16 protein-coding genes are annotated in these 16,048 nt (G+C 48.5%); 1 reads left to right on the top strand and 15 read right to left on the bottom strand.

The window, feature by feature from the left end:
• Positions 1–25 precede the first annotated feature (25 nt).
• The 9 genes from NQS30_RS20955 to NQS30_RS20995 all read right to left on the bottom strand — a co-directional run bounded on the left by NQS30_RS20955 (position 26) and on the right by NQS30_RS20995 (position 11,148).
• On the bottom strand, positions 26–835 hold the full coding sequence (locus NQS30_RS20955; RefSeq protein WP_014304362.1) for a lipid II flippase Amj: 810 nt from the start codon (positions 833–835) through the stop codon (positions 26–28).
• Positions 836–1,332: 497 nt separating this feature from the next.
• The gene (locus NQS30_RS20960) at positions 1,333–1,755 is read right to left on the bottom strand and encodes a pyridoxamine 5'-phosphate oxidase family protein (protein WP_003156270.1); all 423 of its coding nucleotides are present in this window, start codon (positions 1,753–1,755) and stop codon (positions 1,333–1,335) included.
• 6 nt (positions 1,756–1,761) lie between these two features.
• Positions 1,762–2,385 carry a GNAT family N-acetyltransferase gene (locus tag NQS30_RS20965; protein WP_039062632.1) on the bottom strand — a complete coding sequence of 208 codons (624 nt, stop codon included), beginning with the start codon at positions 2,383–2,385 and terminating at the stop codon, positions 1,762–1,764.
• 87 nt (positions 2,386–2,472) lie between these two features.
• A complete protein-coding gene (locus tag NQS30_RS20970) occupies positions 2,473–2,976 on the bottom strand; it encodes a D-lyxose/D-mannose family sugar isomerase (RefSeq protein WP_218791493.1) in 504 nt (167 codons plus the stop codon).
• 12 nt (positions 2,977–2,988) lie between these two features.
• On the bottom strand, positions 2,989–3,849 hold the full coding sequence (locus tag NQS30_RS20975) for an SDR family oxidoreductase (RefSeq protein ID WP_007410307.1): 861 nt from the start codon (positions 3,847–3,849) through the stop codon (positions 2,989–2,991).
• Between the two features lie 158 nt (positions 3,850–4,007).
• The gene (locus NQS30_RS20980; RefSeq protein WP_015416838.1) at positions 4,008–5,522 is read right to left on the bottom strand and encodes a class I adenylate-forming enzyme family protein; all 1,515 of its coding nucleotides are present in this window, start codon (positions 5,520–5,522) and stop codon (positions 4,008–4,010) included.
• Between the two features lie 222 nt (positions 5,523–5,744).
• Complete coding sequence (locus NQS30_RS20985; protein ID WP_218791492.1) at positions 5,745–7,829, bottom strand: BglG family transcription antiterminator; 2,085 nt, start codon at positions 7,827–7,829, stop codon at positions 5,745–5,747.
• A 299-nt stretch (positions 7,830–8,128) separates the two neighbouring features.
• The gene (locus NQS30_RS20990; RefSeq protein ID WP_007410303.1) at positions 8,129–9,031 is read right to left on the bottom strand and encodes an aldo/keto reductase; all 903 of its coding nucleotides are present in this window, start codon (positions 9,029–9,031) and stop codon (positions 8,129–8,131) included.
• Between the two features lie 113 nt (positions 9,032–9,144).
• Positions 9,145–11,148, bottom strand: a complete 2,004-nt coding sequence (locus NQS30_RS20995) for a penicillin-binding transpeptidase domain-containing protein (RefSeq protein ID WP_218791491.1) — start codon at positions 11,146–11,148, stop codon at positions 9,145–9,147.
• A gap of 156 nt (positions 11,149–11,304) precedes the next feature.
• Between NQS30_RS20995 and NQS30_RS21000 the strand changes: the two genes are divergently transcribed.
• The gene (locus tag NQS30_RS21000) at positions 11,305–11,625 is read left to right on the top strand and encodes an antibiotic biosynthesis monooxygenase family protein (RefSeq protein ID WP_003156282.1); all 321 of its coding nucleotides are present in this window, start codon (positions 11,305–11,307) and stop codon (positions 11,623–11,625) included.
• On the opposite strand, the gene NQS30_RS21005 is transcribed toward NQS30_RS21000, so the two are convergent.
• From NQS30_RS21005 to NQS30_RS21030, 6 genes are all read right to left on the bottom strand, one after another.
• Complete coding sequence (locus NQS30_RS21005; protein WP_369719110.1) at positions 11,596–11,811, bottom strand: YczI family protein; 216 nt, start codon at positions 11,809–11,811, stop codon at positions 11,596–11,598. The two genes, NQS30_RS21000 and NQS30_RS21005, sit on opposite strands and share 30 nt — an antisense overlap.
• 195 nt (positions 11,812–12,006) lie before the next feature.
• Complete coding sequence (lipC, locus tag NQS30_RS21010; RefSeq protein WP_007609458.1) at positions 12,007–12,648, bottom strand: spore germination lipase LipC; 642 nt, start codon at positions 12,646–12,648, stop codon at positions 12,007–12,009.
• 64 nt (positions 12,649–12,712) lie between these two features.
• Positions 12,713–13,462: an IclR family transcriptional regulator gene (locus NQS30_RS21015; protein WP_007410299.1), complete on the bottom strand. Its 750-nt coding sequence runs from the start codon at positions 13,460–13,462 to the stop codon at positions 12,713–12,715.
• Positions 13,463–13,479: 17 nt separating this feature from the next.
• Positions 13,480–14,487: a 5-oxoprolinase subunit C family protein gene (locus NQS30_RS21020; protein WP_125123584.1), complete on the bottom strand. Its 1,008-nt coding sequence runs from the start codon at positions 14,485–14,487 to the stop codon at positions 13,480–13,482.
• A gap of 2 nt (positions 14,488–14,489) precedes the next feature.
• Positions 14,490–15,221, bottom strand: coding sequence for a 5-oxoprolinase subunit PxpB (pxpB, locus tag NQS30_RS21025; protein WP_052827054.1), 732 nt, complete (start codon positions 15,219–15,221; stop codon positions 14,490–14,492).
• 29 nt (positions 15,222–15,250) lie between these two features.
• The gene (locus NQS30_RS21030) at positions 15,251–16,045 is read right to left on the bottom strand and encodes a putative hydro-lyase (RefSeq protein WP_007410296.1); all 795 of its coding nucleotides are present in this window, start codon (positions 16,043–16,045) and stop codon (positions 15,251–15,253) included.
• Positions 16,046–16,048 lie beyond the last annotated feature (3 nt).

A 16,048-nucleotide genomic window follows, 5' to 3' on the forward strand; every position in this document is an offset into this window, starting at 1 on the left:
TCTGCAGAGGAGCTTTTTTCATGCGTTACATCCATTTCGTCACCCAGGCGATATAATAAGCGCCGGGGATGAATACGAGCTGGGCGAGAAGCGTGCCCGCGACCCTTGATGTGACCATCGTCAATGATGTCCATTTTAAGGAGACGTAGCTGCGCTTGCCCTTCGCCACATCGTCTGCCAGTACGGATACTTTCGGGTCAACAAACACAGCCAGCAGCATAGTCGCAACTCCGTTGATTAAGCCTGATGCCATCACGGCGGTCGTGCTGTGCTCAGGCGCCAGAAGGCCGGCGTACAGAGCGGACAGAACACCGATCGTGTAAATAGACGTAATGACCATATTAATGACAAACAAGCGTTTCGGAATCATTCGGAATTGAAGCCCTTTTAAATAGGAGACTGACGGCAGTCTGATATAAGAACGCGCATGCTTCAGCCCATTCAGTGAAAATCCTTTTTTAAATACCTGCATGACGGAGCCTCCTCCGTCCGCCAAGTGTATAATCGCCCTGGAGAATAACGCGACGAATGTCGGCAAAAGACAGATGCCGAGCATCGTTCCGACCGTGGAGCCGAATATTAAAAATCGAAACTGGGCGCCCACAACAGACAGGGCGTTTGATCCGGCGGCATCAATCAGATGTCCGGTAAACGGCTGCTGAACCATGTTTGACATGCGAGACACGATGACCATGACATTAAATAATGACAGCGCGGACGCGATAAAACCGACTCTCGCGCCGGAAAGCCGTGTTGCATAGGCAAGCGTTTCAATCGAATGTATCAGCAGCAGAAAACAGAAGATAAACAGTACTTGTGAAGTAATAACGTGCAATGTATGATTCCTCCAAATCTTTTCTACTGATTAGACTCTGCAGACTGCGGCGAGGTTTCGGCCGTTTACATAAAAAAACCGCCCGGATGTCCGGAGCGGTTTTGTCTTATTCTTTTCTTACGCAAATAAATAATATATGGTTGCCCGCCTTAGCCCGCGGGTGATTCGTATTAACAGTTCCGACAGAATCATTCTTCGAAAGTAAACACCATGGAAGTTCTTGAACACAAGACAACGAAAGCCCTACCTCTCAATCGTCACTGCGGCTCCGAAGCCGCGCCGGTGTGAATTGTAAAACAAAAAGTCTTTTTTCCATCTCTTCGTTAGGGGCGAATGTCAGAAGGAAAAGAATAAGCTCAGCTTTTTTTCAAGCTGTCCGTTGAAGCCTGAAGCTTCTATATCAAAACAGAAAAAAGAAGTTTACTTTCTTTTTTATTTGCATGTTGTCACTTAGCAATTAAGTATAACAGATTGCCCCTGAATGATCAAATGATTTATTAAAGTTCCAGCTCGGCCGGCGTTTTTTCACCCGCGTTCATGAGCTTGATCTGCTTCGGTTCAATTTCAAGAATCACCAGGTTCGGATCGTCTTTTCCGTCAAACCAGCGTTCCAGTTTCGGATCCCACAGCTTTTCTTTTAAATCGGCTGAGTTGTTCAGTTTGGCGGTTCCGGCCACTTCCACATAAGCGTCTCCGAATCCTTCACAGTCATACCCTAACAGAATATGAACATTCGGATTGTTTTCAATTTCTTCCGCTTTATGAGTGTCTTTGCTCGTCGGCGTGTAAATCGTTAAGCCGTCATGGAAAAATGTCATGTAGCGTGAATGCGGTTTGCCTTGCTCTACCGTCGCAAGCGAACCGACTTTATGATGATCCAGTACTTCAAGCACTTTTTCTTTGATTTCATTTTGATTCATGAAGAATCACTCCTTTTTAACGTCTCCGCTTTTACTTTTCCACATTGGGGAGACATTTAAACCAAGAAATGTGCTCTTCTGCCGATCTTCGCTCCATTCCCGCTTCAGCATGCTGTAGTTCACCGTGTCATGATAGGCGCCCTGTACGAAAATGCCTTCTCTCGTCAGTCCTTCTTTCTGAAATCCGAGCCGTTCCGCCACTGCCCTGCTTTTCGTGTTTTTTTCAGCCGCGCTGATCATAATGCGGTTCAGGCCGAGATCCTGAAATGCATGGGTGATGACCGCCCGGCAGCTTGCGGTGATAATGCCGAATCCTTCATGCTCTCGATCCAGCCAGTAGCCGATCTCTGCTTTTTGATTGGCTGTATCGACATTATGGATGCTGATCATGCCGCAAAACCGGCCCTTCACAAAAATTCCGGCGTCAAACCCATTTTCTTCCGCGTATTTATAGCGCCATTCGGGGATGATCACATCGCGGTACGTATCGATATCAGCCAGTTCTTCCGCCCAGCTGAGCCATTCGCTGAGATGGTTTTGATTTCGCTTCATAACAGAATACAATTCGTCCGTATCTTCTTTGGCAAGCAATCTGATCGTCAGATGTTCCCGGATTTGACAGGAAAACACGACCGCACCTTCTTTCCTTTATTAGCCATTATACAGGTAAATTCATTTTTTTCCATACAAAAAAAGATGAGGCGTGCAGCCTCATCCTTAAATGCGCGGGTCGGTGAAAATGTCGTGATCATCCGTGCTTGTCGATGACATTTCCGTGACGACCGCCCCTTCTTCTCCCGCTTGAAACCAATGCTTCGTATCCGGCGGAATGGTGTATTGTCCGCCCGGCTCAAGCACAATCTCATGCCAGACGGTGTAGTATTCCTTGTCTTCTTCCGGCGGGAGGACGCTTGGGTTCTCTGTCTTTTCGCCTTCCACGTAGAGATACACCTTCCCCCAGCGGCAGCGGAATGTCTCTTGTTTTCCCTTCTCGCCCCCGACCGGCGGATGGCGGTGTTCCGGACACGTCTGGCGCGGGAAGAGCACCAATTCTTTCGAACAGTAGCGGTCGGTATTCACGTAAATAAACAGCTGAAGCCCGGTTTGCTCAAGCTTGCCTAAGCCGTAATCCATGATTTGAATGTCTTCGACTTCATTATCAGTCAGAACGATTCCCGCTTTTTGATAGTATGCATTCACATCATGTTTCGATATCGTCATGCTTCAGCCCCCTTATGTGGTTACAAATTTGCCGCCGTTGACATGCAGCGTCTGTCCGGTCATATAAGATGATTCGTCTGAGGCCAAGAGCACATAGCAGCCGACATGTTCAACAGGCTGGCCTGCCCGGCCCATCGGCGTAGTCTGCCCGAAGGAAGCGACTGTTTCTTCTGAGAATGTCGCCGGAATAAGCGGTGTCCAGATCGGCCCCGGCGCCACGGCGTTGACACGGATACCGTCGTTGACGAGCGCTTGCGCCATGGATCTCGTAAAACCGTTAATCGCGCCTTTCGTAGCCGTGTAGTCAATCAGCTGCGGATTGCCTGTGTAAGGATTAATGGATGTCGTATTGATGATCGCGCTGCCCGGCTTCATGTAATCAATCGCTTTTTTAGTCAAATAAAATTGTGAGTAAAAGTTTGTTTTAAAGGTTCTGTGAAGCTGCTCGCTTGTGATGTCTTTAATGCTTTCTTTCGGATGCTGTTCCGCGGCGTTATTCACGAGAATATCAAGACGCCCGAATTCTTCAACCGTTTTTTCAACCGCTTCATTGCAAAAGTCTTCCTCACCGACATCGCCGGGGATTAACAGACATTTTACGCCTTCTTCTTCCACTCGTTTTTTTGTATCTTCCGCATCACCGTGTTCATCAAAATAGACGATCGCGACATTTGCGCCTTCCTTCGCGTAAGCAACCGCTACGGCGCGTCCGATACCGCTGTCGCCCCCTGTGATAAGTGCGGTTTTCCCTTTTAATTTATCAGCGCCTTTATATTCTTTGTATTCATATACAGGCGCCGGATTCATTTCGCTTTCAATGCCCGGCTGGCGGTTTTGTGATTCCGCCGGGAATTCCTTCGGATAGTTTTCCATGTTAAGTTCCTCCTTCTTGTTCGATCTCATATTTCTTGTCTACCTCGTCAGTCTTCCGGATAAACATGATTGAGACAGTTCAGAATGTTTTCGGAGAAAAATGTTTCACATGGAACGCAAGAAAAAAACCCGGCTGGCAGCCGGGTTTTTGTTTTCAATTATGAACGGACCGCTTGTTTGCGGAGCACGTCTTTTCTCACTTTTCCAAGGTTGTTTTTCGGAAGTTCGCTGACGAACTCAATTTCCGGAATTTTAAAGGCGGCAAGACGTTCTTGAAGGAATCGGGTCACTTCTTCTTCTGTCAGGCCTTCTCTGCCGTTTGTCACGATGAACGCTTTCGGCTTTTCACCGTAAAGCGGATCAGGGATACCGACAACCGCCGTTTCGAGAATGCCCGGCACTTGCTGAATGACCTCTTCAATCTGGTCGGGATAAATATTGTCGCCGCCGTAGATGATGACATCTTTATAACGTCCGGTGATAAAGATAAATCCGTCTTCATCCACATATCCGGAATCGCCGGTATGGAACCAGCCGTCTTTCAGCACTTTTCGTGTCGCTTCTTCGTTACCTTCGTAGCCTTTGAATAAAAACGGACTTTTCACAACGACTTCTCCGATTGAGCCTTGCGGAAGGAATTCACCTGTTTCCGGATCTACAACGCGGACGTCCACTTCTTCCATCGGTTTACCCGCGGAAGCGGCTTTATCCATTCCCATTTGCGGATTCCAAGAGCTGATGCCCCACGCTTCCGTGCTTCCGTATCCGTGCATGAGCGGAATGCCGATATCGAGATACTGCTGGATCAGGCTGCTTGGCACCTTTGTGCCTCCCGTCATCATATAAACGATAGAAGACATGTCAGTCTGATGCGTTTCCCATGCTTTCAGCAGGTATGTGAAATAGACTGGCAGCGCCATGATGGTTTGAATTTTTTCTTTTTCGATGAGCTTCAGGTTTTCCACAGGGTCCTGATTGTCTGTCATAATGAATGTCGTTCCGCTCATCGTGCCGACCATCTGGCAGATAATCGCGCTCGTATGGTAATTCGGATGGCATGCTAAGAAGCGGACATGCTGCATTCTCCCCGTGTATGCCAATGTCGCGTTTACGTAGTTGTATATACCGCCGTGAGTGATCATGCAGCGTTTCGGATTGCCGGTTGTACCTGAGGTAAACATCAGCAATGCCGTATCGTTTTCAGACACCGTTTCGACATCCGGTGTATCACCGGAGCCTGTCAATAAAGCGTCAAACTGAGGCGTTGTCTCCGCAGCTGTTCCGGTCTCGACCTTCAGTTTAAGAGAAGATACCAGCGCAGGAAGCACTTCTTCCATGATCTCTTTAAATTCAGTGCCGTAAAAAACAGCTTTCGGTTCACAGGCTGCTAAAATGCCTTTCATTTCGTAAGGTGTTAATTGCCAGCTGACCGGCACAACCACCGCGCCGATTTCGAGTGCCGCAAACATGACAATGGATGCCGCGTGGCCGTTTTTGCAAAGCATCGCCACTCTGTCGCCTTTTTTTATTCCTTTATCAAGAAGCGCTTGTGCAAGCTGGTTGATTCGTTTTCGATATTCCGCGTAGGTCAGGGTATACGCACCGCTTTTTACAGCTTCGATCTCTTCGCTATTTGAAATGTCATGCAGAATCAGATGCTGTAATGTCTCCATATTTTCATCTCCCATAATGATAAATCACAAAAAAACTCTGTCAGATTTTCTTTCTCACGCAACCCATTTTAAACCAAAAAATATAACTTGTAAAACTATTTTGTTTTAGAACTATTCCATCAGTGAATGATACAATAGTCCCGTGTTTTTAGTTTCTTCCCTTCCCCTTACCCTCATACATGCACAAAAAAACACACCCCACATGAGGTGTGCGCTTCCTGTTTACCGCTGTCCTTTCTCCTGAATGAAATGATAAAACAGCTTGTTTAAACGTTTGTATAAATCGGCCTCATCCTCCGTCTGGAAGGCTTTTATACTGTCTTCGGACTCGATGATGGCCGAGCTGACCGCACTTAGTATTTCCGCCCCTTCAGCGGGCATATCAGCCGGCGCCATCATCACCAAAGCGCGGTCGACGGTCAGGGAATTTCCGTCCATGCCTTTGACACTGCATGGAGCCGTCAAATCATAAATTTTGAAAAAAGGCGTGACAATTTCTTCATTTTTGAGATGGTACAGGGCCATCGCCGTTCCCGGAATGCCGAGTCCGCCCTGTCGTTCACGCTCAGCAAGGCGCTGTGCGGTTTTTTGGGCATTATGAACCGATCCTTCTTGCTCCAGCATGTCAAACATACGGTTCAAAAACAGCTCATACGCCGTGTTTGAATCAATGGATTTGATCGAAAAGTTCCGCAGCACGCTTTGGATAACCGCCGCGTAATGCGCCATACGGCCGGCCGCTTCCAGCATATCAGGCGTCTCCGGCTGCTTCTCTTCTCTTTTGCCGTTTCTTTTTTTGTCAAGAATCAGCGGAATTTTTCTTTTGATGTACTGCTTGACCTGATCAGCGTCTTCTTCATTTAAAAGCGGACTGACCATGACGTAATCAATATTTTCATACGGGATCGGAACGGTGGATACGATCATGTCATACGCGGTGATGTCTCGATCCTTCAGTTCGATGAGGGAAGACATATCAAAGGAACGGATTTCCGAAAGCTCTTTTTTCAGCCTGGATGCGAGCATTTTGGACGACCCGATGCCGCTTGAACAGACGATCAGCGCTTTGATCTTCGCCTCTTCCCGTTTGATTTCCAAAGCGGAGCCGAAGTGAAGAACGATGAAAGCGATCTCATTATCAGAGAAAAGAAGCCCCGGAAAGAATTTTTCCATTCCTTCTTCTACGGCCATGTACAGCAGGAAGTAGTCGCGTTTAATTTGCTCGGTCATCGGGTTGTACATGTCGATATTTTCTTTTACCCGGTTGATCGCAGGCTCCAGATGGGCGATTAAACCGTCGTATAAAGAGCCGTTTTCCGTCAGATCAATTTTAATTTTTTCAGAAATGAAGCCGATCAGCTGCTTCGTTTGCAAGGCCGTTTCAACCTCTATGTCTTCCGGTTTGAATTCCGTTTTGTATTTGCGGTTGGCGCTCCGCAAATGAATGGTGATATATCCGATCTCAGCTTCCGGAATTGAAACGCCGAACGCTTTTTCAAGCTCTTTTGCCATTTCCAGCGCAGAGCCGTACTCCTTCGTCTGCTGCAGCGCTTTTAGTTCCGAAGCCTCCATCGTGATGGTTTCTCCGAGCCTGATCCGGTCCATCGCAAAGGTTAAATGAACCGCAAGCGCCATGTATGAGCTGTCAGATAAGGCGATCGCGATTTTTTCCTTGAGCTGAATTAAGAGCCGGTCCATTTTCAAAAGTTCCGCTTTATTTACGACGCCGAACATTTTTTCAGCATCGTCCGGTTTTCCTTTAATATTCAATTCAACCGCTTCCAAAAAGCTTTGAATATCAAGGCGGTTGACGATGAGATTGCCGACGATTTTCCGTTTCGCATTTTCCGGCCCCGTCAGCTGAATGCCGAAGCCCCTTTTTCGGATCAGCGTCAAGCCGAAGGGCGCAATCCAAGTCTCCAGCTCATCCAGGTCATAGCTGATCGTCGCGTTTGTCACTTGCAGTTCGTTCGCCAGACTGTAGAGCTTGATCGGCTCTTGAGACTCTAATAGTGAACATAGAATTAAAAGTTTCCGCTCCTCAGCGCTGTATTCATGCTGTTCATAGGACAGGTCTGACAGGAGTTTTTGTTTGTCCTCCGGGTTTCCTACCGCTTTCAGTCCTTTGCCGGGCTGTTTATCAAGTGCCAGACCGAATGATTCCATCATCGGTTTGATTGTTTTTAACTCGCGGTGAACGGTTCTTGTGCTGACTTGTAAAGCTTCCGCCAGTTCATGCACTGTCTCGTACCGGTTCTGCAGTAATAGATGTTTCATTAATTTTTGTTCTCTCGCTGTCATATACATGAAACGCGCCTCCAGATTTTCTAGTTGTGAGAAGTATGGCATATGGGGAGTGCTGCCGGGGAAAGTGGTGTAAGTTATAATATAAAACGCTTTCAATGATTATTCAACCATTTTCAAATGGCAATTTGGCACTGGGCCGTGTGACAGTATTGAAAAAGAAAAATGTGTCAGATAATATGCCATGACGCTTGTTACTCTTGATCCGCACGGCTATACTTCAAAGTGACCTTACTTGTTTTTAGACATTGCACACCACATAAACAAACGCCCGGAAGATAGCTTCCGGGCGTTTGTTCTGTTTATGGAATATCGCAGCCTTGGACACCGGTATAAATCCGGAACCACTGATCATGGCTGAGTTTGTACGCGGATGCACGCACCGCGGCGGAAATGCGGTTCTCTTTTCCGCTGCCGACAATCGGCATGATGTCTGCCGGGTGGGTGAACAGCCATGCGTACATGACTTCGTCAATGGAAGCGGCACCGATTTCTTCCTGTACGGAACGAAGCGCGGCACGGATACGGACGTCCTTATCTGATTGTCCGGTAAAGACGCTCCCGCCCGCAAGCGGTGACCACGCCATCGGCGGAATGCGTTTTTCCTGACAGAAATCCAGCGTGCCGTCATGAATATTTTCCAGCTCGTACGCCGAGATTTCAATTTGGTTTGTGATGAGCGGATCATCCAAATAGGATTCGAGCATTCTGTACTGGTGCGCTTTAAAGTTCGATACTCCGAAATATCTGACCTTTCCCGAGCTTTTCAGCGCATGAAACGCTTCAGCCACCGCCTCCGGTTCCATAAGCGGGTCCGGTCTGTGAATGAGCAGCACATCCAGATAATCCGTATTCAGATTCAAGAGCGACTGCTCCGCCGACGCTAAAATGTGAGACTTCGACGTATTATAATGATGCGACTTGTTTCCGGGCCGTTCCGGTGATTCAATGACAATCCCGCATTTTGTGACGATTTCGATTCGCTCCCTTATTGAAGGCGAAAGGGACAAAGCGCCGCCGAACAGCTTTTCACACGTATAACCGCCGTATATATCGGCATGGTCGAAGGTGGTGATGCCTTGGCTGATACACCATTCAATCAAATTCAGCAGCTCTCCGTCTGAAACATTCCATTCGTTCAGACGCCAAAGCCCGTGTATCACTCTTGAAAATTCCAGGTCTTCAGCCAATTGAATGCGCTGCATGTGAAATCCCCCTTTTTCTTAGAGCCTCTTGTATCTCTGTTTTCAGGAATTGCCCATGCTGTTTCATTCTGCTTCGGCGGCCGATTTTCCTTTCAGCCAGCAAAAATCGTCATTTAATGATTCTGAAACTGCTTTTTCGCTTTCTCAACGACGTAATGGCTTCCGCCGCGTTTTTTGACGTCTTGAATCATCATCGCGATCAAGAGGTCTTTCTTTTTATAATCGTAACCGACAAACCAGCCGTTTTCTTTGCCGTCTTTATCTTCTTTAGACGTTTTCAGCTCGGCTGTACCGGTTTTTCCGGCTACGGTAATGCCGCTTACGGCCGGCTGATATGCAGAGCCGCGCGGATCTTCAACGACGCCTCTCAGCCCTTTTGTGATTTCTTCGGCATTGGCTTTCGACACCACTTGCTTATGCCAGATTTGCGGTGTTTTTTCTCCGTCTTTGATCAATGTCGGTTTGACGAGATTTCCGTCTGTTACAAATGCGGTATAGTCAGCAGCTAAGTGCAGCGGAGACATCAGCATCTGCCCCTGGCCGTAGCCCGTATCTCCGAGAAGGATCTCGGAATCAAGCTTGCCGTTAGCGATTGAAGACTTTTCAATCGGAAATTGGTACGGAATCTCTTCATCAAAGCCAAATGTTTTTAATCCTTTTGTAAACGCGTCCGCTCCGGCATCTATGGCATTTTGCGCAAAGTAGATGTTGTCCGATGTGATCAGCGCGTTTTCGAGATCCACTTCATTCAGGCGCTCTGATACGCGTGTGACATGGTAACCGCCCCAGCTCGAATCTTTCTGCCACTCTTTTCCGGTGATTTTTTTCTTTTCTGACGCTTTCAATGTGCCATTTGTCAGGCCGACTGCCGCGGCAATCGGTTTAATCGTTGATCCCGGCGCATAAAGTTTGTTGAATTTCGCTGAAAACGGATTGTTTTTATCTTCATTCAGCTTTTTCCATTCTTTTCCGCTCCAGCCGAAAATGAAGCCGTTCGGGTCATAAGACGGTGCGCTGACGAGCGCGAGTGTCTCTCCCGTTTGCGGTTCGAGGGCGACTGCCGCTCCGCTGTCATCTTTCATAGAGTCATACAGCTTCGTCTGCGTTTTCATGTCAATCGTTACATGAATATCCTGCCCGCTTTCGGCTTTCTTTTCTGCAATGACCTCACCTGTTTGCGGGACGTAAATTTTCCAGCCGGTCGTGCCGCGCAGCTTGTCTTCATATACATTCTCAAGGCCGGCGATGCCGATTTTGGAAGTATCGCTGTATTGGCCGTCTTTCGCTTTTTTCAGTTGCTCCGCTGTGATGGTTTTAATATAACCGGTCAGATGGGCCGCTTTTTCGCCGTACGGATAGTAGCGGGAGCTGACTTTCGTTTTCGTCACGCCGTCTAATGCGAGCAGGCTTTTGACCTTGCTTTCATCATCCGGTCTGATTTTTTGAAGCGGGACATAGGAGTCGTCTTTTACCCAGCCCTGGTTCAGTTTGCTTTTGATATCGTCTTCAGAAAGGTCCAGTTTTTCAGACAGTTTTTTGATCACGCTGTCTTTATCCTTGCCGAGTTTTCCAGGGATAATGCCGATTTCCGGCACCTCGGTATTCACGGCGAGACCTTTTCCGTCTTTGTCGTAAATTTGTCCGCGCTTCGGTTCTTCATTTGCGATCTGCACGGTTTTGTCATCGGAAAGCTGTTTGAAAATAAAAGAAGGATTCCAGTCGATGTTCCATGATTCTCCATCGTCTGTTTTTTCTTTTTTCAGGACGGCCGTGTTTTCAAAAGCGACCTTCCCTGCTTTTGTATCCATGCTGACTTTATAATCGATGTGCTGGAGGTCATCTTTTTTCTTGTCGTCTTCGTCCAGTTTTTCGGCAGTGACTTTCAGATTTTTGACCCCTGCTTGTTCATAAACGGTTTCATATCGCTTTATAAAATCCTTTTTGGATCGTTTTTTCTTTTCATCCTGGGTGAGGCTTTGGTACATCTTATCGTAATGACCGCCGTTCCAGTCTTTTACGAAATCTTTCATTCTGTCTTCGGCCGATTCCGTTTTCGAGCAGCCGATCAAACCTATGATTCCTGCGAGTAAAAGTAATAGGTATAACCCTTTTTTCACTGTCTATTCCCCTGCCTTCCAACTGTTATTTTCTCCTAAACCAAATCAGGCTGGCAAGGATTTTTTTCTCATATTGTTTAAAATTTTTTTGTTTTTCCTGCCGTCACGGGCCATATTCTTATACAATGTATCTATTAAAAAAAGGGGGAATTTCAGATGATCAGAGAAGCAGCCATGCTGTATGTAAAAGAAGGTCTTGAGGGGGAATTCGAAGAGGCATTCCGCCGGGCGGAGCCGATTATCGCGGGCATGAAAGGTTATCTGTCCCATTCCTTGTCCAAATGTATGGAAAAGACGCATAAATATTTGCTGCTTGTGGAATGGGAGACATTAGAAGATCATACAAAAGGCTTTCGCGGATCGCCGGAATATCAGGAATGGAAAGCCTTACTGCACCGTTTTTATTCACCATTTCCCGTTGTGGAGCATTTTCAGGATCTATCAGACTCAGATCGCGTGAAGCGTAAAACCGATTAAGGAGATTGACCATACAAAAACGGCGGTATAGATATTGAATTTCCCGGAGCCGTCGTTTTCTTTCCGTTTTTCCTCCAGCCCCTGAATGAACATGACCGCACCGAGAAACACGAGCATAACCGGCTGTATGACAGAGGTATGTTCCGCATACGTAAATGCGGCGGCCGCAAGTATAATAATCAGCATCGCGAGTGACAGTTTTAAGGCGCGCAGCAAAGCAATCCATCCTTTCTGTTATCATTTTTTGAACACAATTCTATTTCTGTCTTTATCCCCCATTATTCTAGCGTATTTTTTGCGCGGATAGAACGAAAGTCGGACAATTTTAAGTTTGTTTTAAGGAGCACGAAAAGCGCGCTCCCGATGAAAAGGAGCGCGCGGTTATGAGCGGGCAAGGCTTCCGTATCCGAGCCCCCGCAGGACGCATGCCATGACTTCATACCCCTTGCTGTTGGGGTGTACGCGGTCATGAGAGAGATATTCATTCATTTTTCCTTTGAAAGCGCTGTGGACGTCGGCAATTTTGACGTGCGGCGCCGATGCGAGTGTGCTGAGGTGCGCATTATAAGAGGATATCCATTTTTCTGCAATGGAGATGCCCGGGAAAGGATTGTATAAATTGAAGACGCGGATCTCATAAGGAGACGGGTGCGGCCCTTTTAAGGCAGCGATCTTGGCAATCATCTTTTCAAAGTTCTCATGGCAGTGACTGGACACGCTGGTGAACACCGAAGCGTCCGATGTTTGCTGATATGCCTGAACCGAATCGATCAAATCGTTGCCGCAGCCTGTAATCGTAATCATATCAGCAGCCTGAATCCGCCTCTGAATGTACGGCAAGGACATAAGCCCGAGAATTTCTCCCGTCTCAAGGCCTGATTTGGCAAAGATGGATACGTCGGTTCTTGTCTGTAAATCTTCTGCCATCATACGCCCGAACCGCTGTACAAAACCGGCGGAAAACGGCCCGGATCCCCTCCCCGTCGTCAAAGAATCCCCCAGCGCCGTATAAACAAGTCCCATTTACTTTCCTCCACTCGTTACTATCGATATTGTAATGTACGCGCGTGAAGAAAAATTGGCTCGGTCAATAACCCAATTTCTCAGAAATATGCTGTGCGGCGGTTTTGACCTTTTCGGTTAAATACGGCAGCCTGTCCTCTGAAAAACGGGCTTCGAAGCCGGCGATGCTGATTCCGGCAGCCACCTTACCTTCGTGATTGAAAATCGGCGCCCCGATCGCCGCCGTGTAATCTTCCAATTCCGAATAGCTGATCGTATAACCTGATTGTAAGGATCTTTCAATGGATTGAAGCAGTTCAGCCCGATCCGTCATCGTGCCTGAGGCGATTGCGGCAAGCTTTGTCTTCTGAATGTATGTGTCAATCTCCTCTTTTGGCAGAAACGATAGAATGCTTCTGGCGCACGCTCCCGCGTACAGCGGCGACCGGCGGCCGATTGCCGTATACAGGCGGACGGTTTGAGTGCCTTCAATTTTTTCGACGTAAATGGCTTCATCTCCGTCCCTCATGATCAGCTGAACGGCCTCATCCACTTCGCCGCACAGCTCTTCCATAATCGGTTTGGCTATTTTCCTGATGTCCAGACGTTCAGAGACGAGCTGGCCGAATTGTAAAAAGATCAGACCAAGCTGATAACGGCCGTCCGCTGCCCGGGTGAGAAATCCCGTTTCCTCCAGCGAGCTTGCCATCCGGTGAACCGAGGTCTTCGGCATTTCCGATAGAGAAACCAGCTCATTTAAGCTCAGGCTCGGTTCAGTCAGAAATAAATGAAGCAGTTCCATTGATTTGATGACGGTTTTGTTTTTGTTTTCCATGATCTTTAGCCCCTTTGTCAGATCAGCCATTCCATTTTGAGCCTTGCTTTCAGCTCCTTCAGCTGCTGTTCCTTCTCTAAAAGCAGCATTTCCGCTTCCTCCAGAGAAACGGCCCGGAACGTGATATGTTCCCCCGGCATCGTTTGGGCGACGAGAGGAAGATCAGCGGATATGATATGCGCCATCCGCGGATAGCCCCCCGTCGTCTGTCTGTCAGCCAGCAGAATAATCGGATTGCCGTCCGGCGGCACCTGCACTGTTCCGAACGTCACGGCCTCAGATACCATCTCCAGCGGCTCCGGCAATTCAAGCGGAGCGCCCTTCAGCCGGTAGCCCATTCGGTCGGATTGAGGCGTGACCGTATATGACTCTTGGTAAAAACGTAATTTTGCTTCTTCTGTAAAAGCGTGAAATTGAGCGCCTTCAAGCACTCGTATGACCGGATTTTTTTTCAGCGGCAGAAATCCTCTGCTGCTGACAGACCAATCAGGCGCTGAGAAACCATGCTGTCCGAAAGAATCGCTCAGACGGTACGCGATTGATTCCGAACATGGCGTCATACGGCCGAGCGGCAGCTCATCATCTTTTTGCAGCGCTCTTCCGCAAAAACCGCCGATCCCCGCTCTGACATACGTGCTTTTGCTTTCCATGACGGCGGGCACGTCAAATCCCCCCGCGACGGCGAGATAAGCGCGGCTCCCCATCTTGCACGGCCCGAATGAGACGACGCTGTTTTCCTTTATCAAAACCGGTTTCCATAGAGGGGCGGGCTCCCCATTAATATGAAGGGCGAAATCAGCTCCCGTGACGGCAATAACCGCAGGTTCTGAAAATTCAAAGGAAGGCCCGGGCCCCATGAGCGTAATTTCCAGTCCCGCCTCTTTTTCTTGATTTCCGGCAAGAAGATTGGCGATGCGCAGTGAGATCGTATCCATTGCGCCGCTTCCCAGCACACCGTATTTCTGATATCCCGTCCGCCCCGTGTCCTGAACCGTCGTCAAGAGACCGGGCTTTACCACTTTCATACTCATTCGGCTCCCTCCTTGATGCGGCTGTACTCCTCTGCCGTGATCCGGACGAATTTCACCGTATCGCCCGCTCTCAAAAGACTCGGCGGATGTTCTTCCGGCCTGAAAAGACGGAGCGGGGTGCTGCCGATCAGCTGCCAGCCGCCGGGAGTGGATATCGGATACACACCGGTCTGCATTCCCGCGATTCCTACTGAACCGGCCGGGATGGACGGCCTTGGCGACGCCTTTCTCGGCGCTCTGATCCGCTCAGACATTCCTCCTAAAAACGGAAATCCCGGCGCAAATCCGAGCATATAAACGAGATATTCGCCTTCAGTATGAATGCGGATGACGTCTTCCGGGGTCAGATCGTTCATCTCAGCTACCTCTTCTAAATCGGGACCGAAATCACCGCCGTAGCAAACGGGGATTTCCATCACCCGGCGCTCTTCTTTGCGGCCGGTCATTATATGGCTGAGACGTTCTGTCACTTCTTTCTTGACCAGGGCAAAAGGAGAGACGCCTTTTTTTATGTTTGAGACGGCATACACATCATAAAAGATCGTTAAGCTTGTGAATGCCGGAATACATTCAACGAAGCCCGGAAACGGCCGTTCTTCCATACAGGCTGCCGCCGCATGCACCCGGCTGTTGACCTCTTCGCTGATGTCCCCGCCAAAGCGGATGATAACGGCGGAATCACCGTACGGCTGTATATCAAGCGCTGTATTTCCGCTATACTGCATCATTGTCATCACCTCGTTGTATTCTTTCTCACTTACAGGACAGCAAGCGATTCATTTCGTATATCGGTGATCAGCATGTGCCCCGGTGAATGTGTTATTACGATGTCAGGCTTTGCTTCCATGATCACCGCCTGGGGCGTAACGCCGCAAGCCCAGAATACGGGAACTTCACCTTCCCGCACCGTTACGGCATCTCCGAAATCCGGCTGATGCAAATCGCTGATACCGATGCTTTGCGGATTACCGATGCGGACGGGGGCGCCGTGCACGGCGGGAAAACGTGACGTGACCTGCGCCGCGCGGACTGCAAGCCTTTCCGGAATCGGTCTCATGCTGACGACCATCTTTCCAGAAAACGGGCCGGCGGGAACACAGTCAATGTCTGTTTTATACATGGGGACATTCACACCCTCATCGATGTGCCTGATTGGAATGTGCTGATTAATAAGGGCTTGCTCGAATGAAAAACTGCAGCCGATTAAAAACCCGACATAATCATCCTTCCAATACGGCGTAATATCCGTTACCTCTTCAGTAAGCACGCCATGCCGATAAATCCTGTATTTCGGAAAGTCCGTCCGGATATCAGCTCCCGGCGCAGCTATTGCCGGAACGGGTGAACCCGCATCCGTCACATCCAGCACCGGACAAGGCTTTTGATTGCGCTGGCAGAATAAGAGAAAATCAAAGGCCAGATCCTTTTGCAAAACGACGAGATTGGCTTGTGCGTAAGAAGCGGCCATCCCCGCCGTCGGCCCGGTCATCTGCCCCTTCCTGATCAGCTGTCTGACTTCTTCGGGACTCATGTCACTCATATGGTTTTTCATATC

This window comes from Bacillus sp. B1(2022) (genome assembly GCF_040259625.1).
GTDB classification, from domain to species: domain Bacteria; phylum Bacillota; class Bacilli; order Bacillales; family Bacillaceae; genus Bacillus; species Bacillus velezensis.